General features: G+C 43.3%; 17 protein-coding genes. 2 read left to right on the top strand and 15 right to left on the bottom strand.

Translation table 11 applies throughout. From position 1 onward, the window contains the following. Position 1: 1 nt before the first annotated feature. Positions 2–91 carry a K(+)-transporting ATPase subunit F gene (gene kdpF / locus TOLA_RS06090; RefSeq protein ID WP_041609478.1) on the bottom strand — a complete coding sequence of 30 codons (90 nt, stop codon included), beginning with the start codon at positions 89–91 and terminating at the stop codon, positions 2–4. Between the two features lie 414 nt (positions 92–505). On the opposite strand from kdpF, the gene TOLA_RS06085 reads away from it, so the two are divergent. Next, positions 506–1726 carry a sensor domain-containing diguanylate cyclase gene (locus tag TOLA_RS06085; RefSeq protein WP_012729410.1) on the top strand — a complete coding sequence of 407 codons (1221 nt, stop codon included), beginning with the start codon at positions 506–508 and terminating at the stop codon, positions 1724–1726. 394 nt (positions 1727–2120) lie between these two features. Here TOLA_RS06085 and TOLA_RS06075 read toward each other — a convergent pair whose 3' ends face one another. Continuing rightward, the gene (locus TOLA_RS06075; protein ID WP_012729409.1) at positions 2121–3104 is read right to left on the bottom strand and encodes a Fic family protein; all 984 of its coding nucleotides are present in this window, start codon (positions 3102–3104) and stop codon (positions 2121–2123) included. Between the two features lie 273 nt (positions 3105–3377). On the opposite strand from TOLA_RS06075, the gene TOLA_RS06070 reads away from it, so the two are divergent. Next, positions 3378–4496, top strand: a complete 1119-nt coding sequence (locus tag TOLA_RS06070) for an HIRAN domain-containing protein (RefSeq protein ID WP_012729408.1) — start codon at positions 3378–3380, stop codon at positions 4494–4496. Positions 4497–4927: 431 nt separating this feature from the next. Here the strand turns inward: TOLA_RS06070 and TOLA_RS17070 are convergent, their stop codons facing one another. The 13 genes from TOLA_RS17070 to rhmD all read right to left on the bottom strand — a co-directional run bounded on the left by TOLA_RS17070 (position 4928) and on the right by rhmD (position 25595). Then, entirely contained in the window at positions 4928–7978 is a 3051-nt protein-coding gene (locus TOLA_RS17070) for a UvrD-helicase domain-containing protein (protein WP_218916123.1), read from the bottom strand. A 265-nt stretch (positions 7979–8243) separates the two neighbouring features. Further along, positions 8244–8960, bottom strand: coding sequence for a M48 family metallopeptidase (locus TOLA_RS06060; protein ID WP_012729406.1), 717 nt, complete (start codon positions 8958–8960; stop codon positions 8244–8246). Continuing rightward, positions 8960–12052, bottom strand: coding sequence for a type I restriction endonuclease subunit R (locus TOLA_RS06055; RefSeq protein ID WP_012729405.1), 3093 nt, complete (start codon positions 12050–12052; stop codon positions 8960–8962). The genes TOLA_RS06060 and TOLA_RS06055 overlap by 1 nt, the downstream gene beginning before the upstream one ends. Positions 12053–12056: 4 nt before the next feature. Then, the gene (locus tag TOLA_RS06050; RefSeq protein WP_012729404.1) at positions 12057–14036 is read right to left on the bottom strand and encodes a DUF262 domain-containing protein; all 1980 of its coding nucleotides are present in this window, start codon (positions 14034–14036) and stop codon (positions 12057–12059) included. After that, entirely contained in the window at positions 14029–15438 is a 1410-nt protein-coding gene (locus tag TOLA_RS06045) for a DUF262 domain-containing protein (RefSeq protein ID WP_012729403.1), read from the bottom strand. Before TOLA_RS06045 ends, TOLA_RS06050 begins: the two co-directional genes overlap by 8 nt. After that, positions 15431–16768 carry a restriction endonuclease subunit S gene (locus TOLA_RS06040; RefSeq protein ID WP_012729402.1) on the bottom strand — a complete coding sequence of 446 codons (1338 nt, stop codon included), beginning with the start codon at positions 16766–16768 and terminating at the stop codon, positions 15431–15433. The genes TOLA_RS06045 and TOLA_RS06040 overlap by 8 nt, the downstream gene beginning before the upstream one ends. Further along, a complete protein-coding gene (locus TOLA_RS06035; RefSeq protein WP_012729401.1) occupies positions 16768–17814 on the bottom strand; it encodes a PDDEXK nuclease domain-containing protein in 1047 nt (348 codons plus the stop codon). Before TOLA_RS06035 ends, TOLA_RS06040 begins: the two co-directional genes overlap by 1 nt. Then, positions 17811–20228 carry a type I restriction-modification system subunit M gene (locus TOLA_RS06030; protein WP_012729400.1) on the bottom strand — a complete coding sequence of 806 codons (2418 nt, stop codon included), beginning with the start codon at positions 20226–20228 and terminating at the stop codon, positions 17811–17813. Before TOLA_RS06030 ends, TOLA_RS06035 begins: the two co-directional genes overlap by 4 nt. Positions 20229–20269: 41 nt before the next feature. Continuing rightward, complete coding sequence (locus tag TOLA_RS06025) at positions 20270–20509, bottom strand: HTH-like domain-containing protein (RefSeq protein ID WP_012729399.1); 240 nt, start codon at positions 20507–20509, stop codon at positions 20270–20272. A 343-nt stretch (positions 20510–20852) separates the two neighbouring features. Further along, complete coding sequence (locus tag TOLA_RS06020; protein ID WP_012729398.1) at positions 20853–22004, bottom strand: iron-containing alcohol dehydrogenase; 1152 nt, start codon at positions 22002–22004, stop codon at positions 20853–20855. Positions 22005–22200: 196 nt separating this feature from the next. Further along, positions 22201–23007 carry a 2-keto-3-deoxy-L-rhamnonate aldolase gene (gene yfaU / locus TOLA_RS06015; RefSeq protein WP_012729397.1) on the bottom strand — a complete coding sequence of 269 codons (807 nt, stop codon included), beginning with the start codon at positions 23005–23007 and terminating at the stop codon, positions 22201–22203. 20 nt (positions 23008–23027) lie between these two features. Beyond that, entirely contained in the window at positions 23028–24317 is a 1290-nt protein-coding gene (locus TOLA_RS06010) for an MFS transporter (protein WP_012729396.1), read from the bottom strand. Between the two features lie 72 nt (positions 24318–24389). Further along, positions 24390–25595 carry an L-rhamnonate dehydratase gene (gene rhmD, locus TOLA_RS06005; protein ID WP_012729395.1) on the bottom strand — a complete coding sequence of 402 codons (1206 nt, stop codon included), beginning with the start codon at positions 25593–25595 and terminating at the stop codon, positions 24390–24392. Positions 25596–25608 lie beyond the last annotated feature (13 nt).

Genomic DNA, 25608 nt, shown 5'->3' with positions numbered 1-25608 from the left:
GTCAGAACTCCTCAGCCCGGATCAATGCATAAACCAGATAGACAAATACAGCCGCAGCCATGAAGCCGGCCAGCCATAATACAAAGGCCATGAGAAATCTCCTTACAGACAAGAAACGACATAACATCTAAAAAGTAAGATGTTTACGCCATGGCTATTAGTTGTGTCACTGTAAGGATAGATAACCAGGTGTAAATTCTGGATAAAAATACAGAGGTTAGATATAAAGAAAGTATAAAAATTTCTTCATTTTTCCTTCAACCCTTGCTGTGTGTGTATGCGTATATGTACTTATCTTGCCAAGAGGAGATATGAAGTTAATTATTGACTTTGATCATTCTTAATTGAGAAATTCGTTGCCTCTATCCATGCCATCACCTACCTTATATCTTTAAGATGCATTCAAGTCTTACTACCACCGATCATCATAGAATGCGTCATGCGGTATATTTTTTCATAAAAAATCCAATGAGTTACACTCTAAACGCCATGAAAAGGATTTTAGATGATGCCACCAGACGATCGCTTAACCTTATACAAAAACGCAATCAGGAAGATGAAAGACGGTGATTTTTTTATCTCCTTCCCTGACACCACCATTGATAGCCATTTACGTGATTTCGAAAATGACCTGATAGAGCTTAGCGCGTGGATTGATCAACGGTTTCGAGAAATTAATAAGCTTCATGAAATATCCACTGAGATCAGCAAGGGCAGTCTCCTCTCTGACATTATTGACCAGATCTATCATGCCTTTCAGGAAGTGATACCTTATGACCGGATCGGATGTGCGCTGATATCCGATGATGGCAAAGAAGTCATAACTCATTGGGTAAAAACTAATTATCAAGAAAGAATCAAACTCACCCGAGGGTTCTCCGCTCCACTGGCTGGCAGTAGTTTGGAACTCATTCTGCAGACACAACAACCCAGGATCCTTAATGATTTAGAGGAATATCTGGCTGATCATCCCAAATCAAATTCAACTAGGTTGATGGTCGCTGAGGGGGCGCAATCAAGCCTGACCTGCCCTCTGGTTGCTAACGAAAAAACCATTGGATTTATTTTCTTCTCCAGCCTGGAAAAGAACACCTATCGTGATATACATCAGAAAATATTTGTTTATATCGCTCAGCAAGTGTCGCTTCTTATTGAGAGAGCCCGCCTTTATCAGCAAGTATACGAGCTCAACCATAGGCTGGCCGACGCAACGGCCTTACTCAGGGAGCAGGCCTGTCGTGACTCGTTGACCGGTGTTTATCACCGCGGAACTATCATGGAGTTCCTGGGGAAAAATCTACATGCAGGTGTTCGTAAGAAAAAGCCTGTGTCCGTGATCATGGTCGATGTAGATAACTTCAAGGCCATTAGTGATATATACGGTCATATTGTGAGCGACGCTGTACTGCAGCAGGTTGCTAAAACAATGGTCCATCATCTCCGGAAATATGACAACGTCGGTCGTTACGGTGGAAAAGAGTTTCTGATCGTTTTAGATGATACCGATGCGACCGGAGCGATGATTGTAGCGGAGCGTATTCGTCATGCCATATCAAGACTTAAACTTGGTTCTGGGGATGAGGCGTTTTCTGTAACAGTGAGTATGGGCATATCCACTACAGATAACGTCACATCAATAAAAAATGAAGAATCGTTGTTATCCGAGGCAGATAAAGCGCTATATCACGCAAAAGAAGAAGGCAAAAACCAAGTGGTTATAGCCTGACAAGAAATTCCATCTTCTGTCATTCCGCGGCGGTTGTGCGGACGATATCCCACTATCACAACGTTCGGATAGATATTTGTGCACCATGCTGCATTCAAAGGATGGCGTATGGACTTCACCCACTTTTTCGGACACGCATTGATAACTAATCCAGAGGTCATCAATGCCCGCTTACAACACTGGAAAACGCATCTATACGTACTCCACCGAGAAGCAAAGGCTCGACGATTAGCAGAAAAGCTCGAGCTAAATTATGTGAAGCGAAAACCTGCAGGAAAGCAGTCAAGATAGATACACAAACCAAATAAATATCTTTCAGTCCACCGTATACTGTTCGCTAATTTATTCCTGCTCCATGAGATTTACAAAACAAAGTGCAAGGTCTTGGATAATGCTATTGGCACATCCAATATCCGCCTTTTTTCGGCCCATGATAAGCCAGCCTGTTTTGTTTTTTCAGTTTAGCTACCGCTCGCTCAACGGTACTGACTGATTTGCCAATAACGACTGCCATCTCTGAAAGTGTCATGTGAGGGTTTTGCTGTAACAACAACAGGATCTGTTCTGGTGTTTTTACCTGCGTTTCTACCCGCGTTTTTTCCAACACGACATCTGGTTGTATGCTGATTGCTTCCAGTAAACTGTCTTCTATTGCCTGTAGGAGAAATTCAATAAACGCTGAGCAGTCACTTTTCTGATCAGATTCAGTCAGTAGTTGGTAGTAATCCTGCTGTCTGTGCTTGATAACTGTTTCAACAGGAAGGTATGCCAGCATCGGTTGCCAATGACTCAGGAGCAGCGTTTGCCATAAACGCCCTATCCGCCCATTACCATCACTAAATGGATGAATAAATTCGAATTCATAATGGAATGCTGCGGAAGCAATCAACGGATGAGCATCACTGTTTTTGAGCCAATCAAATAAATCAGCCATAAGACGAGGCACCTGACTTTGTGGTGGTGCCATATGCACTAACCTATCCCCGCGATAGATCCCCGCCCCCGTGCTGCGCCAATGACCAGCATCATCAACCAGTCCGAACATAAGTACGGCATGCGCCGCCAGCATATCGTCCAGTTTATATGGGCTCCACTGATCCAGAGTTTCATATGCCCGGAAAGCATTTCGGACTTCCTGAATCTCCTTTGGCAACCCCAGCACCGTTTTACCTTCAATAACAGCAGTGACCTGTTCCAGAGTTAATGCGTTTTGTTCGACAGCCAACGAAGCATGAATGGTTTTGATTCGATTACTTCGCTGTAACTCAACCACCAACTGATGCTGATTCACAGCTTTCCATATACCGATTAATTCACCAATATTGGCAACCTTGCGGGTCATGGTATGCGTAAGCTGAAACGGTGGCTGATAAGACAATTACGTTACTCCCTGACCAACAATTATGAGATATGAGTCATATGTCGTCTACCGGTCATATGACAGATGCAGATGACAATGATACAACTAGGTTTGGAATGGTGACATCACATAATGCTGGATTTATCTGTCTGTCGTTATGAATTTATATGCGCGTCAGGTGATTGGTATGGCTGTATTGGATAAACCGGATGCTACCCAGCATTTAAATGCTGTTAGCCAATATATAAATAAAAGCACAATAGCAAAAGATAAAAACACATAGAGGTATGTATGTTCCTGCTATTTAAGTCAAAAAAATATGAGGAAAAAATAACCACTTTAGAATCTAAAAACATAGATCTAAAATCTAATTTAGTCGAATTAGAGTCAGAAAATACAATCCTAAAATCAAAACTAATTGAGCTCGAATCCGCGATCGCTAAAAGTAGCAATAAGATTTCCGAATTAACAATAAAACTAAGCATAAGTAATCGTTCAAATGAAACTCTAAAAAAAGGATTAGACGCTTTAAATCAATCAGCCAATCAAGATATCGACAAACAAAAAAAGATTAGAAATGAATATATAAGCGCATTTAATATTGTAGCATCAGAGAAAGAAGCATTAAGTAAAAAAAACACAAAACTCATGGATAAATTGAATGAATTAGAGCAAAAACAGCTAGACTATAGCCTTTTCTTTTCAGATAAATTTGAATGTCTAGAACAAAAAAACAACTTTGACTATTCTACTGATTATATTAACCTTCATCACAAATTAGATCAGCAACAGACATTAATAGACAATCTAACGAGAAACTCAGTACAACTAAAAAAAGATAAAAATAGCGCCGAATTTGAACTAAAAAAATACACAGAAGAGCAAAACAAAGAAAAAGAACGCTTACACAAAAAACTTGACAAGATTAATGAAGAAAATAAAACACTAAAAGCGCTAATTGATTCAACCAAAAAACCGGCATTATCAAATTACTTTAATTACGGGATTACTTCACCATTCCGTATACAGCAAGAAAAAATAGAAACAAATAAAACATTTGCTTCATTAGACTCCACTGAAATAATGGGTTTATTGCCAAAGGAGCTAATTGGAACACCAATTAAAATAAACGGCGTAAGCTACCAAAATGACGATGGAACATCTAGACAACAAATACTACAGCACACAAAAACCAGTTCACATGTATCTCTGATTAGAGACTCAAACAACCCACACGATAACAATGCAATCAAAGTTATTACTAGAGATGGCTGCATTGGCTTTATCCCAAGAGATATAGCATCAAAATTACGCTCTATAAAGATTGAAAACCTCACTGCAAACATACATTCAATAGGTAAAGCAGAAGTAGGACTCTATGGTGCTAGCATCATAATTAAAAACATATGAGATGATCTATAAGGTATCAACACTGAGGCCGCAACTATTAAAGTATAATTTCTTTAATTAACAACAAGTTACCACATTGAATTTCGTGAGTCATTTTAGACGTTGTTTGATTAATTATTTAACAGCCACATCATCAAACTGATAACTCACCAATTTTGAGAGCTACAATAGCAAGTAGTTTACACATCCATGCGAAAATCTGAACCAGCAGGCCTGAAACGTTTACAGATGGCTTGTTCTTCTATTGTTTAATAGCCACATAGTTACCGGGTTTACATATTAGTTAATATGCGGATTCTTTGTAATATCCATCAGCACCCGGCATTTAGAAGTAGACAAAATTTGATACTCAAACAGAGATAAAGTGAAGATCACTCACACCTATAACTTTACATATTCTGGATAATTGCAAGAAATCTAATTCTTTATTCTCATGCCTCAGTAACCTTCGTTGCTAACAACAATCTACGTTCATATTCTTCATTGGTGATACTTTCATAACAACAGTCTGCAGCTTCCTGCCTGTAACGATTGCAACCATAAAAAGTTCCTCCGTTTTTGTTCTTTCGTAACACCATTGTACCTATTCCGCAACGGTGACAACCGACTTCGATATCTTGACACGCATCATTGGCACAGATACGCAACACCTCTGGATGATTCAATAAAGGTGAACCACATTGTTTGCAAGAGTTGGTCGTATGGTTACAAGCAGGGGAAAGAGAACAGATATAAAACTTCCTGCCATAGTGGCTATTTTTTGCCAACAGCCAGCCACTTTCACAGCTTGGGCAATTCCATAGCCCTATTTCTGCTTTATCACTCATGGTAATGAACTTACTGCTCATTTTGGAAATCTCAAAAGCAAATTCCGAAGCATTCTGGCTGTCAAAAACCATAAATACATAATGGCGTGCACGAGTAATGGCCACATAGAGAAGTCGTCGCTCCTCGGCAAATACATAAGTTTCTGGCTCTGGAAGCAACAGATCGATCAATTCATCGTTTTCGCGTGTAGAAGGAAAACCATCTTTTTCTAAGCCTAGAATAATCACATAGTCTGCCTCCAGCCCTTTGCTGGCGTGGGCAGTCCGGTAGTTTATATCTAGTTTTGGGAACATTCTGCCCAACATATTGAGATCTATCCCAGACATGATGGACATATTTTCCTCACGGTAGCGACCAATCAACATCACAGACGCTTTAGACTTCTTATTCAGACGTTGCTCTCGAGTACTACACAATTTCAAAGCACGCCTAACCTGAAGTGCATAAGCTTCGGCTTTTTGTTCTCTTCTCGATAATGATGGCGGAATGGATTCTCTCATTTCTTGAATATCCAGCAACCTCACAGCGGGGTATTCCACCTGAACATGGGTAGCAATCTGCTTCTTCAGCTGTTCCGGATTACGTGTGACAAACATGGAACTGAGTTCATGAATACGATTGTTGAAGCGGTAACTTTTGTCCAATGGCAGCATTTTAGCTGGTTTGAATCTATGGTCGAAGCGAGTAAAAAAACGAAGGTCCGAACCGTTAAAACGATAAATTGATTGCCAGTCATCCCCCACAGCAAATAACCGCATATTAGGACGGCTCTCAAGCAGGGCCTGTAGCAATCTTCCCCGGCCTCCAGATAAATCCTGAAACTCATCCACCAATACATAGTTATAATGGTGCTGGAATCTTCCATCCTGAAGTGCTTGAGTGGCTTTAGCGATCATATCGCTGAAATCCATTTCACTCTGTTCTTTCAGGTGCTGCTCATAGGCATCAAATATTGGTTTAAACAACGTTAAAAAAGCTTGTGTACGTCCAACATCGACTCGTCCGAATTTTTCATTGATATTATCAAAAGTAAACTGCCCTTCCTTAAACAACCCCAGAAATCGTAGCAGCAAATCAATGAAGCCCTGCCATGGTGACAAAGAGGATTCTCTCAATTCAGTCAGTAAGATATCCATATCTCGTAATTGTAGCGGTTCGTTAGCAGCATCCAATATGCTCAGTAAATCCTGTTCTAATGTCCCTTCAGTCAATTGATAACTGTAAAGCTCAGCGAGACGAGTACCACATTGCTGATGAATATGTCGCTTCCAAGTCAATTCTTCTATATAAGCAGTCTGATTGACGAATGGAGCAGTACGCATCTTCCGGTCAAGTCCCAGATATTCAATATATAACCGACTATTTGGTAGATAAAAGTCTGGTTTATATCGTCGGCGCTCAACTGTAGCGGTATTGAAGGCATAAGAGACTTCATATTCGTAAGGTACCGAATACAAATGCAGGTAATTAGCTACGCGCAACTCGCCCACACTTTTGACGAATTCACCTTTAAGAGTGATTAGACGGCAGCTTTCGAGGAATTCGTAGTATGCCTCTATGTTCTCGAAATCATACTCACAGCGACCGGGTGTGCTGTAACAAACGAAGTACTTGATCAGTTGTGTTTTATAATCTGTGTTTCCTATAATTTGCTGTTCCATCACCGTTTCAATGAATTTGCGTAACTCCTCTTTCTGTTCAGCAAAGCGCGTCAAAGTCGGTTTTTTACCCTGTATTTCAGCCATAATCTGGTTACCAAAAGCATGAAAAGTGGTTGCTCTGATGCGGGCATGCGCCTCGGGTAAACGCAATGCAATTCGCTCAGTCATCTCTCCAGCAGCTTTGTTACCAAAAGCAAGCAACAATATATTATCCGGTTCTGCCAAACCAGAATGCAGCAAATAACCGGCTTTGCCTATAATGGTCGAAGTCTTACCAGTGCCAGCTCCTGCAACCACCAACGTGTGATCCTCTTCTGTCACGCAGGCTTGTCGTTGGGGTTGGCTCAGTGGTTGAGATTCAATCGTATCGAAAAAGGAACCATATTTTCCCAATAGCTTGGGCACCACCTGCTGATTGTAATCTTTGCGGGCAAATTCAGATACTTCACAGGTTGATATGGAAAGTGCTAATTGAGCAATTGGATTATTCCCTTCCAAGACAATAAATGTCTCATCGATCGCCAGTTCTCTTAGCCGATGTTTTAGCGGTAACAAGGAGCCCAAGGCTTGCCACTCATGGGAAGAAAAGTAGTGCATCCCGCTTTTATAGCGTTTAACTGATTGCATAAGGCTACGCCATTCGTCACTGTGCTGAAGTATCTCCAGCGCCATGCGCTGTATTTCAATAATAAAAGCACTTAACGACTTCCCCGGCAACCCCTTGATTTGATAACGTTTATTTTCAGTTTTGATTTCTAACGAAGCAAAAAACCAGCCTTGAGCTAATTGTAAACTGAGGATTTCACCAAGCGGGATAACAACTTTTTTTTTCTCATTCCCAAACAACAGCTGTCCCGGCGCCAGAATTAGCTGGCTAATCTTGATCGGCAATAACCCCCATAAATTATAAGCCGGGTGAGATGTTAGCCTTTTTACTGGCTCAGTATTAATAACCGGAACATCTGAGTTCTTGCGCAAATTCATTTGGTTCATAGATTAATGTCTATCTGGTATCCATACGTCTTAGATTATATTGAACGAAACACAAAACAATTTGCTGTTACTCCTTGGGTCTTAATGTAGCTCTTCTTCATGAACAGTGAAGGCTCGATGGATGTAACTAACTCAGTACAGAGGAAACCAACTGCGACTAATGACAGTTGCCATTTGAATAATCATATCTAGAACAATGTAAGGAAAAATAGATTTAAAGCATCAAATGGCTATTTATCCGCTTTTTTTATGTAAATTTTTAGGTTCAATACCCCCACCGATCATAAGCAAGCGGTAAGCTATTCAACAGGTCTCGTCTTTCCCGCCAATCGGGCAGGAATTGATCCATATAGCTACGGAAGCGTTCGTTATGATGCCGTTCAAGCAGATGAACGAGTTCATGAACCAGAATGTATTCCAGACATTCTGGCGGTTTTTTAGCAAGTTCCAGATTCAAGCTAATCCGTTTAGAAGCGGTATTACAACTACCCCACTTAGTTTTCATTTTGCGGATACCCCAATCACTGGGGCTAACACCGATGACAGGGAGCCAGGATGACAGAATGGCTTCTGTGCGAGCTTTAAGTTCTGCACGATAGAATGAGCTCAACAATGCAGCTTTCTTCTCTATCGGTGTGTCTGGCTTGATGCAGAGCATCAGCTTATTGCTTCCCTGCACCTTCACTTCATTACGCCCCGTGGTTTCGTTGAAATTTAACCGGTAACGTCTTCCCCACAGGTAATGTGACTCACCACTGACCATTTCGCGATCAGATTGACGTGGTTGCTTCAGAAATTCTTGTTGTTGTTTTTTGATCCAAGGAATGCGGGAAATAACCGCCATGCGAATAGCAGTTTCTGTCATTTTTTCAGGCGCAGACACACGAACAAATCCATCAGGCGGCAGCACACTGATATGCAGATTTTTGATCTCTTTTCGGTTTAGCTGAAAGGTTAAATTACCAATGACCATTTCCGGCATTATTGATAATCCCTTTGCGCTTTCGCTAATTCCATCACGCTGGCGATATCAACATCATAACCAGCGGACTCGTCCCTGATTGCATTGGCGATTTCACGCTCTTTGAAGCGATCGCCGACCCAATCCGCTTTTTTGGTATAACGAATGGCACTGTCAATTTTAGTTGCGAGAATTTCATCATGACCAAAGTTATCGTAAAACGCGCGTTTAGCTTGGGTGTCCATCGATGGCGGGTATGCTGACTTGGTTTCCTCTGGGTGAATGACCTTTTTAGATAAATCGCGAATACGCTCAAGATATTCCTGATAATCAATCGCCTGCTGACGACGCAATGTGATCAGCTCATCTAACAGCGTAGACATTTGTTCGTAATATTTCGGATTCACCGGATTTTCATCAACGATGGTCTTACGCACGTTATTCTCGATTGTCTCAGCCATTGCTTCCGGGTTTTTACGAATATCTTCCGGCAAGGCATCAATCGCATCGGCCCCCTTCTGCACAATCAACTCTATCAAGCCCAGCTCTTCAAAATCCATCAATAGCTCACTGTCATCAGCTCGAATATACATATCCAGCAGATGACGCATAGCAGGTTCGAAACGCTTCATATCCAGCAAATCACCGCTGGCAAGCTTCACTTCATCACGCACTTTTTCATAGTGGATGACTTCATTTTTGATTTGTTCTGATTCACTAGGTGTAAAACCAGCTTGTGGCATTTCGTTAGCCACGTTGGCGTAAGCACGCAATAATTTAGCAACATGCTGATACAGCGTCAGACGTAGCGCTTCTTTTTCTGTCAGCTCATCTTGATTTTTACCCGATTCGCCACAGAAGAAATGAATATAATCTTGCGTGGCACGCGGCGCTTTCACCGGTTCACATAAGCAACGAACCATTTCCAGTGCGTTCTCCAGATCTTGCCTAGCTTGCTCCAGACGATCTTTCAGTAAGCCCGCGACATCCTCTTTGTCATAACCGTCGAAGGCTTCGCCGGTATATTCTGAGATCGCTTTATCGAGTGATCGGAACAGATCTTTATAATCGATGATGTAACCGTATTCTTTGTCATCTCCATCCAGCCGATTTACGCGACAAATCGCCTGAAATAGATTGTGATCGGCCATCTGTTTGTCGATATAAAGATAGGTTGCGGAAGGTGCATCAAAGCCGGTCAGTAGTTTATCGACCACGATCAGCAGACGCATTTGCCCCGGCTCTTTAATGAAGCTTTGCTTCACTTCTTTTTCAAACTCATCAACCCGAGTTGCCGCCTTTTCTTCGCTTTGCTCAAAATAATCGGCCAACATCTTCCGGTAAGTGCCATATTTGAAGAGCTTTTCCGTTAAGCCTTCACCGGTCGCTTCCCCTTTGATGCTGGCTGCTGAGGGTTGAAAACTGGTAACAATAGCGACTTTGCCCGCCAAATCAGTTTGGCCGAACATTTCATACGCTTTACATGCCTGATAAACACTAGAACAAACCAACATGGCATTACCATAGCTGTCCATCAAACGCGGTTTAGTGTCCATATCCAGCAGAATGTCATTCACGATCTGCTGTTGTCGTGACTTGCTGGATAGCACTTTTTGCATGGTGCCCCATTTTTGTTTTAACTGAGTTTTCGCAATTTTTGATAGCCCACGGGTTTTAGCTTCAAACCATTCATCAACTTTCTTTTCAGAGGTTAGATGCTGGTCGATATCTCGTGCTTCATAACGCAGATCGAGCACCACGCCATCGGCTACTGCTTCATCAAATTTGTAGGTATGGATGTAGGAACCAAAGATCTCGATGGATTTCTTTTTGTCTTTCTTCATCAATGGCGTGCCGGTAAAACCGACAAACATCGCCTCTGGCAAGATCGACTTCATGGCATCGTGTAACTTGCCAGATTGCGTGCGGTGACACTCATCGACAAAAATAAACAGGTCGCCTTTTGCTCGAAAATCTTTCGGCAATGATTTCTTTAGCTCAGCAATAAATTCATCGGCTGCGCCCTCATCGTCTGATTCACTTTGTCGCCCGAATTTGTGTACTAATGAACAGATCAACCATGGGTTAGCGGTATTCAGTGTAGCTATCAGATCTGCGCCGCTTTTAGTGCGGTAGATCTCTTCATCAACACCAAAGAACACTTTCTCAATTTGCTCATCAAGCTCAGTACGGTCGGTAACGATTAAAACGCGTGAATCTTTTACATTCTCTCTGATCCATTTCGCTAACCACACCATTGTCAGACTTTTCCCTGACCCTTGTGTATGCCAGATAATGCCGCCTTCACGGTGGGCAATGTGTTTTTTAGCAGCCTGAATGCCAAAGAATTGATTATGGCGGCATGTTTTCTTCACACCGGCATCATAGACAATGAAATCGTGGATCAATTGCAGGAAACGTTGCTTGTTACAGATGCGGCTTAAATGGAAATCGAGCTGATGCTCGTATGGATTTGCAACATCCTCTTTCCATTCCAGATAATATCGTTCTGCCGTCTCAACTGTGCCGTAACGCAGCCCTTGGGTGTCGTTACCGGCCATAACCAGTTGCATGGTGGTGAAGAAATTACGGATAAAATCTTTCTTTTGGTTATCGAGATTTTGCCGAATGCCCTCGTTCACACTCACCGATGAGCGCTTCAGCTCTAACACCCCCAGCGCGATACCATTTACGTAAAGCACAATGTCAGGGCGCTTTTTATTCTCGCCTTTGATTGACACTTCTTCAGCAATGGCAAAGTCGTTGGCTTCTGGGTTTTGCCAGTCGATTAGCCAGACTGTCTGGTTTAACTCACCCGCCCCTTCTTTGTCTTTCACGCCATAGCGCAAAAGCTGGTAAACGTCTTTATTGGCGTAATAAAGCTTCTTGCCTTCACCCAATGCGGCAGTAGTATCAAGCTGACGGATAGCCCGAGAAATTAACGCATCACTGACTCCGCGTTTCTGAAGCCACTTAGTCAGGATATCTACTTCAATATTTTTATTATTCGGGCGGTCTTGCCAGTCACCTAAATATTCATAATTCAGTTCACTCTGAAAAAACCTCACAATCCGGTTTTGAGTAATGCGTTCTCGCTGGCCTACATTGCTCATCGATTCACTCCATGTTGGAATCATTTTCAAAAATTTTCAGCATGCACAGCTCGTGTTGTTGAATCTCTGTTTCGCTCCATGAATTCGACACATCCATGAGCTTGATCATCTCGTAAAGCTTTAAAGAGTCGATCGCCTTATCGGAAATTGCCGCCTTAAAATGCTCTCGTTTGGCTTTTGGCTGAAAATTACTTAAGCGAGAATTTTTACTGTGACTTATTAAGCAAAGATTACCAAAACGGTGCAGACTTGTTGGATCTAATTCAGCATGACCATCCATTGGATGCTGCGGATAAAAATGTTCTACCGAGCTTCTGAAAGTAAACTCAAATTGTTTTACCACATCATCAGAGTTTTTTTGCTCTATGGCCTGACACCAAAGCAAATAATCGAGGTAATTGAATACCAAATTGTTTTCAATTAAACCATAGTTCAAGCGCTTAATCATTTCAGGCTGATTGATATCGACCGCTGAATATCTGTAGCTCCTGTAAATCAAATCGTAATAATTGGCCCCTTCGCCTGTACTCAGGAATCGACCATACACAAACTGCCGAGCCAAATATTCTAGCTTTAAAAGATAATCACTGGCTTCAACCTCAGACATTTGATAGAGCATTTGTAAAGCGCCATTCAACCAATGCTTATACACCAACGTTGGTGTTGATACATGTAGTGCACTTAACAACATCAATAATCGTCGGTTAATATCCTCAAAACCGTCCTCATCACTATTAAAGGTATTAATGTAGCTCTGGCTATCTTTATTATAAAAGTGCAGACGTTTTAAACTCCACTTATCTGCACCCTCAGCAAATTCGCGCTTGATAATGAATTGATCAAAGATGTACTTAACTTTCAACAGGGCAAATATAAAATTTTGCGTTGCTTCTATAGGCCTGTTTGATTTAAGAATATGCAATTCAAACTGTTCAAGCAGCTGCTTATCATCCAGCGGAATATCTTTTTCAGTCCAAACTCGCAGCACATGTAACAAAAAATTAGAAAAATTGATTACGCTGTTAAAACGTTCAGGAAGCATAGACGCCCCATCCGCTTGAAGCGATTTTGCTGATGTAGCAAGAATGTCCCGCAGACTTCGAGATGATCCTGTCTCTACTGCTGAACCTGCACTGCGCTCAGACAAACATTTAGACAACTGGTCAAAATTTTCTGGCGTAAACTGCCCCCAATCATCTTTCCCAAAAATTTGGTGACGCTCCTCAGGTGTAAATCCATACTGAACGTAGCGCTCCATATTGGCCGTAGCGTCCCAAACTTTCGCTAAGGTGCTAAGGCTGTTATTGCGCGTTGTCTTATCTTCAATGTCATTAAGTACCGACATCAAGCGAGCCTTAACCACCTCATGTTTCTCTAACTGCTCACCGCGATTGTTCATCACCTCAAAGTAATGATTTAGATCTGTATCTTTCGGCACTGGAACTCGAGTGATTTGCACATGATTAAACAAGTAATTGCAAAAGTCGGCTAAATGCGTATCCAGCGCCAGCAATCCTTTTTCTAATAACGCAAAGCCATTCACTACATCAAGGTTATAGTTATCACTTCGCAACTTATTCAACGGCACTCCCTGACTCAGACTTGTCAAAGTAAGTGACGACTTAGCGCGGCTTTCAAACTCAAGGTTCGGCTTTTCATACCAATCCAAATTGAGCGAATGTGATTTCGTTTTCATCATTCGTTTTAAACACATCGCCATCAGGGTCAGTGTGGTAAACCTCTGTTGGCCATCAATCACTTCAAATCGGCCGTCTGTTCGCTCGAATACGACCAATGTGCCTATGTAGTATGGAGGCTTGCAGCTATCGGTCTTGTGCTTCTGCTGAATATCCAACACATCCTGAATAAGCTGGTTGATCTCTCCCTCACCCCAGGCGTAATTACGCTGATACATAGGAATAATATAGTGACTGGCATCGGTTAATAAATCGCGAACATTGAAGCTGATTACTGTGTCACTCATAGTACTTCAACTCCTTGAATAAATTCGTAATATCATCGATTTTAGTACCTTTAACATCAGAAGCTTTTACCGTCATCAGCGGCCAATTCAGCAAATCATTAGGCTGAATGGCGTGTTTAATACGTTCAAGTACATTATTATCTAATGCGTAATTATCCATGGTTGCCAACTGCACCACCTGCATTTTCAAGCGGCAGCTATAAGCCCAAATGAATAGTTTTTCAACAGCAGACGATAAGCCCTGAGTGCCAAATTTATCGATGTAAAAAATCAGTGCGCAGTCAAACAGGGTACGAATGTATCTGTCGCCAGTACGAGTGCGTGAGCGATAAGAATTGAGGGTGCGCATAATCGTGCTAGCTGTTGCATCCAACTCAATGCTAAGTAAGTGCACCGGCGCACAGCCATTCCCACGGTGCTTATCATCAATAATGTTGTCGATCAATTGCTGATAGTGGCCCGTCATCTCAAAAAAACGACGGCCATTGATCACCATCTGATCCAAATGAAATGGAAAGCGCATTGTCTGATGATCCACGCGGCGGTGATATTGGCTGTTGTAGTCATCGACAAAGTGGTGAGCAATACGCAGCGACTCTACATAGGGGTAAACGCCGACCTGATCAAGATTGACGCCCTTGAATACACCTACCCTGGTTTTATTGAAATGCTGTGCAGACTTGCCTCGCACCCAGTTGCGGATGCGATATAAATAGTTAGCAAAGAGCTTGGCCAAGGTAGCACTTTCCAGACTTTCCCAATGGCTGACCGTTTGCGCTTTCAGGTGTATCTCGTTTTCTGCAAATTCCCGTAAATGAAATGCTTTAAGCAGATCGTGTGGATCTAGGTCGCGGCCACGAGCATTTTGTGAATCAAAAAACTGAAACGCCTCAGTAACATTGGACAGCACAAAAGTGACTAGTTGACATTTATTTAACAGAAAGTCGATATCAGCTTCGGTGAAATCAGCACGCGCTACAGCACGTTTTGCCGCCATAAAATTCTGATACAAATTGTGATGGCTAATATCACTGTTAAAACACTGCCTGACCATAAACTCATTAATTTTAGGCTCTAAATCACCAAGTTGAGTTTTTAGGTCTTCGCGCAACAGGCCATTTGCCCGTTCATCCATAATCGCTTTTACCAGCAGAAACAAGGTTAGAGTGCGCTGCTGACCATCCACAATATCCAGCTGCTCCTGCCCTTTCTCATTGTGGTGGTGAAAAACTACGGCACCCAACCGATAAGCGGACTTGTCACGGTAAAGCCTTAAATCGCCCAGCATGGCATTGAGGTTTTCCTGCGTCCATTTATACGGGCGCTGGTAAGCAGGAATTGATAACGAAGGTTCTGCCAACAGTTCCCTGACTGGCACAATCTGTTTATCCAGCTTATGCATGCACACTTCCCTCTGGTTTCACCAAACGGGTTTTACCGGTCAGCAGTTCTTGCATCATGCCTTGTTTGATTTGGCGGGTTTTAGTCAGTCGTTGTTGTAGGGATTGAATTTCAGTATCCATGTCAGACAAGATAGAAGTAATGGCTACTTGTTCCTTCTGTAATGTAGGAAGTGGAATTCTAAATCCCGCCATATCTTTATTGGTTATCTGGTTTATGGTCGCTCCCATAATTTCATTAATTTGATTTTGAATAATATCTGATTGGAATTGATAGAAAACAAAACCAAATGACTTGGTGCGAAATATAGACATAAAGGCACCGAAAGCAGCACCATCCGCATTTTTGTCTATGAGCGCACATTTGCCTATTAATTGGCGACTACCATTACGAACACAAATGAGAATATCGCCTTTTTTGACTATAACTCTTTCCGGCAAATCCATATTTACATAAACATTATTATCGTAAGCTAATACATTATTTTGAACATTAGAGGATCTAAGTACCAATGTTCCATGTTCAGCAACATCATTAGGACTATAGGTTAATCCTATTATCGTTTGCCCAATTTCTGCTAGAGAAACAACCTCCCAATCCTCCGGTATTTCCCCCAGTTCGCTGGCTTTATAGCCTTTTGGCGTGCCATCTTCGCGCAGGGCGAATTGTGGCAAACGGGTTTTACCAGTCAACAGTTGCTGCATGGTGGCGGTTTTAATGGCCTGCTTTTTGGCGATGAGTTTTTCTAATTCGTTGATCAGCGCATCGACATCAGAGAGCGCATTGGCGATGGCGGTTTGTTCTTGTTTGTCACGAGGAATTAATATTAACAGCGCCCTCAATGTTCCTTGATTGAGATTTATCATCGTAGTGCCGACAGAAGCACTCTCAATTGCAGTAATAGTTTGGGGATTTGATAAAACTCTCTGTAAGAACGCAGCATCAGCATTTTCTTTTACTCGAACAATCATTGATCCTGTGCCACATAACCAGCCGTTCTCTATTTCAGAAATAACAGCGCATCGCCCCATGTCTCCCCGTCGCCCTATGACAATGTCGCCAGCTATCAGCCTGTATTCCGATAGCTTTTTCGCAGCTTCGTCAGAAATAGCCATAGATGACGTTGGCTTAACTTTTCCATCAATGATCTGCATGGGATTTACTACCGGAATTCCTCCATCAACGTAGTCTGATTTATGCAATGCACTACCAAACGGACCGGTCTTAAATGTTGCATGTACACCTAACCTTTGGATATCCCAATCCTCAGGAATCACCCCAACCTCAGTTTGCTTATACCCTTCTGGTATTACTTGCTTTTGTTCTGTCATTATTCTTCCCCCTGCCCCTTCTGCTGTAACTGCGCCACTGCCCGCATGCGCTCACGTTCCAGCTCGCGTTTCAGCTCTGCTTCGGTTGGCAAATAAGGCAAATAGCGAGCGGCAAACAGCTGTTTCTGATCAGCCAGCACCGAATATTTCACCACCGCCTCACTCTTTTCACTGCACAGCACCAGGCCGATAGTCGGGTTGTCATCGCTGCCTTTGCGCTGTTCATCATACAAACGCACATAGGTATCCATCTGGCCGACATCCTGATGTTTCAGTTTGCCCAGTTTCAGATCAACCAGCAGGAAACATTTGAGTTTAAAGTTGTAAAACACCAGATCGATATAAAAATCGTCATCATCAAAGCGAATGCGCTGCTGACGTTCAACAAACGCAAAGCCTTTGCCCAGTTCCAGCAAAAACTGTTGCAGGTTGCTGATAATGGCCTGTTCCAGCTCACTTTCCTGATAGGTTTTATCCTGCAGATTTAAAAAATCGAGGATGTAAGGATCACGCAGATAATCTTTCGCGGTTTCTGCCAAAGGCTGTGTATTCATCTGCGCTTCCTGTTCAACGAGCGCTTTATTCTGACTCGCGAGCAGACGTTCGTAATAAAGCGTACCAATTTGCCGCTCTAACGCTCTGGCACTCCAGCTCTGAGCGATAGCTTCGCGTAAATACCAATCTCTGGCCTGCACATTATCGACTCGCATTAAGGTTCGGTAATGCGTCCAGCTCAATTCACTACGCACTGCGTCGCGAATTGAGAAAGTCTGATAAAACTGGCGCATATTCCGTAAATTACCGACATCAAACCCCTTCCCTAATCGCTCGGTCAATTGCTGGGATAGCTGCTGTAACTGTTGTTTGCCATAAACAGCCCGGCTTTCACCTTGTTGTTCATCTTCAACAATCAGTCGGCCAATATTCCAGTAGCTTTGCACCATTACACTGTTCACAGTTTGGCGTAATTGCCCTCGGGCCTGCTCAATCTGCGTAGCAATCGCATCGGCCAATGAACTCAGCCGTGTTGGGGTATTGTCGTTCATATTGTTTCCAGCCCCATGGCTTTCAGATGTGCCGCGACTTTCAGGCTAAGCACATCGACAGATTGGCTGATGGTCGGTAATGCTTCGGCATAGCGCTCTTCTAATTCTTTCACGCGATTAGCCAATTGCTGAATAATGCGCTCGATTTCAGCCTGAATGCGGCTTTGTAATGTGGTGTGCCATTTGTCATTCACAATCAGGGTTTTGATATCGTCTTCCGACAAGGTGGCGTAGTGTTTAAACACCGCACGGTCTAGCTGGTCTTGTGCTTCTTTCAATGCTTTTTTGCTGTCAGCTTCCGCATCAAATAAGGCTTTAGCCTGTTTTAATGCCGCTTTTTCTTCTTTATCAGTTGCCACTTTTAAGCGCGCCGTAATGGTTACTTTGGTGACTTTATCTTTGTCATTCAGCGCTTCTGCCAATAAGCCGTCTTCACCGCTGTGTTCTTCCAGATAACTTTCCAGCTCTTGGGTCGCGTTATCGAGATCGGCCTGCAACTGATCCAGCTTCTTTTGTTCGGTTTTATAATAACGGGCAATGATCAGCGATGGTGGGATTAAGTCAGCTTTGAACTTGGCTTTGTCGATAACGATATCGGGTGTTTCTTTGAGTTTTTCGCCTTTCTCTGCCACCAGTTCACGCAACACCTTGCCAGCCAACCAGCCATCTTGCGTCAGCAGATAAGCATCGTCTTGCATGGTGTCGTTCCAGTAATCCATCAAGATCTGGTAAACGTCGTAGTTATTCAGCAATGCGGTGTCGGCATATTGCGCTAATAAAGCTTCTGAAATTTCATCGATCAATGCTTTCGGGTTATCGCCAACGCTAAGTTCCTGCAGTGCAATCTGTTGCTGCCATTGCGTAAGCAGTGTCATCGCTCGCTGGGCAAAGTCTTTGAATTCCGGATATTCCAGTAAGGTGGTTTTGATTTTTCCCGCTTCAATTTGTGCCTGGCTGTAACCTGCCCGCACCGGTGCAAACAGCGCATCACGCATCGACGGAAACACCTGCCAGTAAGGTGCTAATGCATTGATATCACGATCAGGAATGCCGCCCTGTAAATGTGCAGTGAGATCGTGCAGATCTTCCGGTTCGCTGGCATCAATATAACGTGGGATATTGAGGTTATAGTCATTCGCCGCGATCTCGCTGAGTGGCACCATGCGGCTGTAACGCGGCTGTTCCAACTGCTTGGTAAACACATCAACCACTTTGTGAATGTCTTGCGCCCGCAGACGGTTTTTGTTGCCGTCTTTGATAAAGCCTTTGCTGGCATCGATCATGAAAATGCCTTTACGGCTGTGCGCTTGGGCTTTATCAATCACGATGATGCAGGCCGGAATACCCGTGCCATAAAACAGGTTAGCAGGCAGGCCAATAATGCCTTTGATGTAGCCCTGTTTTAGCAGGTTTTCACGAATACGCGCTTCAGCATTACCACGAAACAGCACGCCATGCGGCAATATCACCGCGCCTTTGCCGGTGCTTTTCAGGCTTTTAATGATGTGCAGCAGGAAGGTGTAATCGCCATTCTTTTCGGGCGGAATGCCCCACGTGAAACGGTCGAATGGGTCTTCATTCGGGTTGAGGCCACTCGTCCAGTTCTTATTTGAAAATGGCGGGTTGGCTACTGCAAAGTCGAAAGTTTTTAACTGACCATTCGCCTCTTTCCATTGTGGATCAACAAGTGTGTTGCCCTTCCAGATTTTCGCCGTCGCGTTGTTGTGCAAGATCATGTTCATGCGTGCCAATGCACTGGTCGCGTTATCCATTTCCTGCCCGTAGATCGACAAACCACGTTCAGCTTCGTCACTGGCTTTCAGCAACAACGAACCTGAACCACAAGTCGGGTCATAGACAGTGGCATCTTGCGGCGTGCTGGCGTCAATGCCAATGACTTTCGACAGAATGCGCGAGACTTCCGACGGGGTATAAAACTGGCCCTTACTTTTGCCTGATTCGGTGGCAAAGTGGCGCATCAGATATTCATACGCATCGCCCAACAGGTCATCGCCATCGGCACGGTTAGCCGACAAATCGAGCCCTTCAAAAATACCGATCAGCTTAGAAAGGCGGTCGATCATCTCCTTCCCTTTACCCAGCTTGTCTTCATCATTGAAGTCAGCCACGTCGATAACACCTTTGAGGTCGTTTTCTTCCGCCAGTGCGCTGATGATTTTATTCATCTTATCGCCGATCTCTTTGTCACCTTTCAGCGCTTTCATGTCATCAAAGCTGGCTCCCAGCGGAATAACGATCATGCCATACGGGTCGCCTTTATAACGGTCAGAGACATATTTCATGAACAGGAAGGTGAGCACATAATCTTTGTACTGGCTGGCATCCATACCACCACGCAACTCATCACAACTCGCCCAGAGAGAGGAATAGAGTTCCGTCTTTTTAATCGCCATGGTTGTTCCTTAAATTCTTTGCATTACCGCTAAGTAAAAAATCAGATCAGACCGGTATTCAAACCGGCAGCTTTTAGTCGTTGCGTTAGATTACGCATCTTGCTGAATTCAGTGCCCAAGCTCTCGCGCAAACCAACCCCTTCGCAAAACTCTTTCGCCGTAATGTGTTTAAGCTCATCAGCATATTTGAGCATCTGCAGGTGAAGTTCTGAGGTGTATTGGTTGCGAGGCGCATCCGCCAAGGCTTGTTTGATGCGGTGGTAGATTTCTTGTTCTGTCATTTTTGCCAACAAGCATCAGGAATTTGATTAGTTAGCTAAATTAGCTAACTAAGATCGGGAGCACAAGAGAAAGGTTCCGGTGGACATGAGTTGGCATGGCCAAAATCTACATTTAAATCCAAAAAAATTCGGTCTAATATGAAATATCAGTATTTTCATACTGGATATGTTCAAATTGCATCCATGTGTTTTTGAGTCATTGAAGAGATTTCACTTCCTGCAGCAGTGCAGTTGTGTTTGTTGCTATAAAAAAATATATAAACCACTTAACAGCAAAAAACCTAATAAGTCCTCTACTGTTAAGTGGTATGACTACATTTTGATAAAAGGAATTTTAGATTTCTTAGAATGCTGCCTGATACATTGCCAACAATTCAGCTTTAGTAGCAATACGAGGCGCACACCCAGAGCACGGATCAGCCTCTGCTGCATCTACCCAACCAGCCAGATCACTTTCCTTAATTCCGATTTCATGTAGACCTGCCGGAATACCTACGGTTTTTGATAAACTGCGAATTGCCTGAATTGCGGCTTTGGCTGCTTCAGCTTGTGACATTTCAGATGTATCAACTCCCATCGCAACTGCAATATCTGCAAAACGAGCCTCTTTCACTGGCAGGTTAAATTCACATACAACAGGTAATATGATGGCGTTACAAATCCCATGTGGTAGGTTGTGCGTGGCTCCAGGCTGATGTGCTAATGAATGCACATATCCTAAACCAGCACTGTTAAATGCCATGCCCGCCAGGAATTGGCCATGCGCCATCATTTCACGAGCTTTTAAGTCCTTACCATTGGTGACTGCTTGTGGTAAGTATTCGGCAATCATACTGATTGATGCCAATGCAGAATGATCGGTCAGCGGGTGAGCGCCAATAGATACGTATGCTTCTATCGCATGGGTTAATGCGTCCATCCCGGTTGCTGCAGTAACTGACTTAGGCAAGCCAACCATAAGTGATGGATCATTCACCGCGATATCAGGAATTAGAGCGCTATCGATGATCACCATTTTGACTTTGCGTCGAGTATCAGTAATCACTGCATTACTAGTCACTTCTGCCGCAGTCCCGGATGTAGTGCTGACACAAGCCAAAAACGGACCAACTAGCCCAACTTTGCCGATTCCTTCAAAGTCATAAATTGTTTTGTCTGGATTTGCTGCCATAGCACGAATAGCTTTTGCAGTATCCATCGCACTGCCACCGCCAAAACCAATCAGGGCGTCTGCGTTACTTTCTTTAAATGCTGCATAAGCAGCTTCAGCCACTTTATCGGTTGGGTTCGCTAATACACCATCAAATACTGTAGGCGTAATCCCTGCATCACGCAACGCACTCATTAGGCTATCAAGTAATCCAATATCGAGTAATGCTTTTTCGGTTACTACTAACGGGCGTTGAATGGCTTTGGTTACCATTCTAGAAACCAAATCCTGAAGTGCATTATTCCCAGATAAACTGATTTGAGGTAAACATAGTGAAAAGGCCATAACAATATCCTATTTCCATAAGGTTAAGGTGTATATGTTTGCGCTGCATATAAATCACTTAAATACACGTAAAAATATACAAATCTGAAAAATAAAAACAAATTAACGCTGAATTAGTTAACAGGCATTTGTATAAACGCCTGTTAACTTAATAACCACAAAGTAACGTTTTTAATTTTATTTCACAAAGAGGCAATTAATAACTATTATTTATTTTTGTTGCTTTGATATTTTCACCTTTAAATATTTTCAACCTATTATCCAATGCTTGTGTATAAAGCATGGTATCTACTCCTACAGCAACAAAATTAGCACCCCATTCAATACATTTTTTAGCCATATCAGGATCAACAGCCAAAAAGCCAGCTGCTTTACCTGCTTTTCGGATCCGGCGAATACTTTGTTCAATGATTTGCTGGACCTTCGGATTTCCGGCATCATCCGGATAACCTAATGAAGCAGACAGGTCGGCCGGGCCAATGAATACACCATCAATACCTTCAACATCTAATATCGCATCCAAATTATCCAGCGCTGTTTTACTTTCCACCTGGATCAGAAGACATAATTCCTCATTGGCTTTTGCCATGTAGTTATCAATACGTCCCCATCGAGCTGCACGAGCCACACTGGCCCCGACACCTCTTGTACCCACAGGTGGATACCGTGTCGCCGCCACAATTTCTTTTGCCTGTTCAGGTGTATCTACCATCGGGATCAAGAGCGTCCGCGTTCCAATGTCCAGAATTTGCTTGATAAGGCTGCGACGCCCTTCGACAGGACGGATCACAGGTTGACTGGCATAAGGTGCGATAGCCTGCAATTGATGATAAAGATCCTGGATTGAGTTAGGTGCATGTTCTCCGTCAATTAATAGCCAGTCATATCCGGATGTTGCTGCAATTTCTGCCACATAGGACGAAGTTGAACTTAACCAGAGACCAATCTGGATTTCTCCTTTCAATAAACCTGCTTTGAAAGGATTTGCTAATAAATCGTTCATAATTTGTCTCACATCTGAATTTAATGTTGAGTAGCTTTACAAGCTAAAGGTTCAGGACGTACAACGTGAAGACTGAAGATGATGAATGAACCCACGATTGCGATCCCGGCCAACGTCAAAAGACCTGCCGCACTGTTATTAAAAAAGGCTTCGGCTCTTACGCGGATGATGGGGGCCAGAAAGCCACCGACAGCACCAAAGAGATTTACAAAACCGATACCAGCAGCCAGAGCTGTACCTGAGAGGAGTTGAGTTGGCATTGTCCAGAATACGGGTTGGACAGCGATAAATCCGACCGCTGCAACACAGAGTGCCAGAATTGCCAGCAAGGGTGACACCAAACCTGAGACGCCAATTCCAATCCCGGCTGCAAGCAGGGTCAGTGCAGCTACATTTCGTCTTTCACCTATACGATCGGAGTAACGTGGTATATACCAGGTTCCGAACAATGCAGCGATCCAGGGAATAGCTGTAACTACTGAGGCCATAAACCCAACTTTAGTGCCCATCAACTCTGCTACTTGAGTTGGTAAGAAGAAAATCAGGCCATAAACCGCAATTTGAATCGTCAGATAAATTAACGCCAACTGCCATATACGTGGATTACTGATGGCTTCACTAATATGAGACGCAACTTTCTTCTCCTCTTCACTGGCTAGTTGAGTTAAAAGAACTTGTTTTTCGTCATTAGACAGGAAGCGAGCAGATTGCGGTGTATCATCCAGCCAATAGAAGGTAAAGAAACCTGCTACTACTGCTAGCAGACCTTCAATCATAAACATCCAGTACCATCCAGGATTTCCCATGAAGCCATGCATCTCGAGTAATGCACCAGAAAGAGGGGAACCTAATGTCAGGGCTAAGGGAGCACCCATATAAAAGAGCCCCATGATGCTGGCTCGGTTTTGTTGTGGAAACCAGAGCGAAGTCAGATAAATCATCCCAGGGAAAAAACCAGCCTCTGCAGCACCTAATAATGTTCTGACGATCAGAAATTTGGCTTCAGTGTCGGCATAAGCCATTCCGGCTGATAAAAATCCCCATATCACTGTGATACTGCCAATCCATCTCCTTGCTCCCCAACGGCGCATCAATAAGTTGGCCGGAACACCCAAAAATGCATATACGACGAAAAAGATACCGGCGCCAAGCGCATAGGCATCATTACTTAGCCCCGTGTCTATTTGATAGGCTTCTTTAGCAAAACCGATATTTGACCTATCCAGAAATGCCAGTACATAAAGAGCTAGCATAAATGGTATCAAACGGGCGCGATTCTTCTTAACCACAACATCCAATTGGGTCATCATAGCAGGATCCTCTAGTAATATATTTTCTGTCACGGCCACTGAAAACCAGCCTGCAGGCCGTGACTTCTCGTTTTAGTGGGTATAAGGCCGTTTCAACTTACAATCCCGGTTAAGTTCCACACCAAAACCGGGTTTATCGAGCACAGATTTGTGAATTCGACCATTCACTGGAACCGGTTCATTAATAAGAATTGGATCAAATTGTGGCCGTAATACTGAACAGTCAGGACTGGTCATCAAAAACTCACTAAATGGAGTATTAGTAAATGTGATCACCGCATGATGTGAATAAACGGATGAACCATGTGGCACAACCAGCTGGCCTCTGGCTTTTGCAATCGCAGCCACTTCAACTAAAGTGGTTAACCCGCCGCACCAACCAACATCAGGTTGCATAATATCAATGCCTGTTTCTGACAAAGTTTGGAAAGACTGCAGTGTGCCGTGATGTTCGCCACTGGTCACCATCATGCCAGGAGGGGCATTTCGCTTTAATTCACGATAACCTTCGTATTGCTGAGGAGGTAAACATTCTTCAATCCATTTCAGATTGTATGGCGCACAAGCATAGGCCAGTTTTGTCGCGTAATTAACATCCTGGCTCATCCAGCAATCGAGCATCAGCCAGAAATCAGGGCCGCATTTTTCCCGGTATTCTGCAACCATTGCTGCATCTTTTCGAATGCCTTTGTCACCATCATGAGGGCCCCAATGCGTTGGCATTTTTCCACCAATAAATCCCATCTCTTTGGCTAAATCAGGTCGGGCACCTGTTGCATAAAACTGGATTTCATCTCTGACTGCTCCCCCCAACAATTTATAAACGGGTAAGCCGACTACTTTCCCGAATAAATCCCAGAGAGCCAAATCCACACAAGAAATTGTATTCATCACTAAACCGCCAGATCCGGCATAATACATTGTGGCGCCCAGCATCTGGTCATGGATCAATTTAATATCGCTGACACATTTCCCTTCGATGAATCGATTTAGATGTTTTTCAACGATAAAACAGCCCATTTCTCCAGCAGTGGAAACAGCAAAGCCAATCTGCCCATTATCGGCCTCCACTTCGATAACTAACGTACCAAGAACGTTAATACCGAAGGACTGTCTTGACTGTTCATACTGCTTATATTTGCTCATCGGCGTGGCAATGTGATCATCGATCCAATGATGATTACCCTGATCGTGATAATCAGCCCCACCGGCGCCCTTTTCCGCAGTTGCGCCACCAGTAAACCAAGCTCGAACTTCTTTAATTTTTGGCAATACCATGTTGTTCTCCTTG

The sequence above is a fragment of the Tolumonas auensis DSM 9187 genome (assembly GCF_000023065.1).
GTDB classification, from domain to species: Bacteria; Pseudomonadota; Gammaproteobacteria; order Enterobacterales; family Aeromonadaceae; genus Tolumonas; species Tolumonas auensis.
Note: the sequence above shows the minus strand (reverse complement) of the source record. Positions and strands in the feature narration are given on the sequence as shown.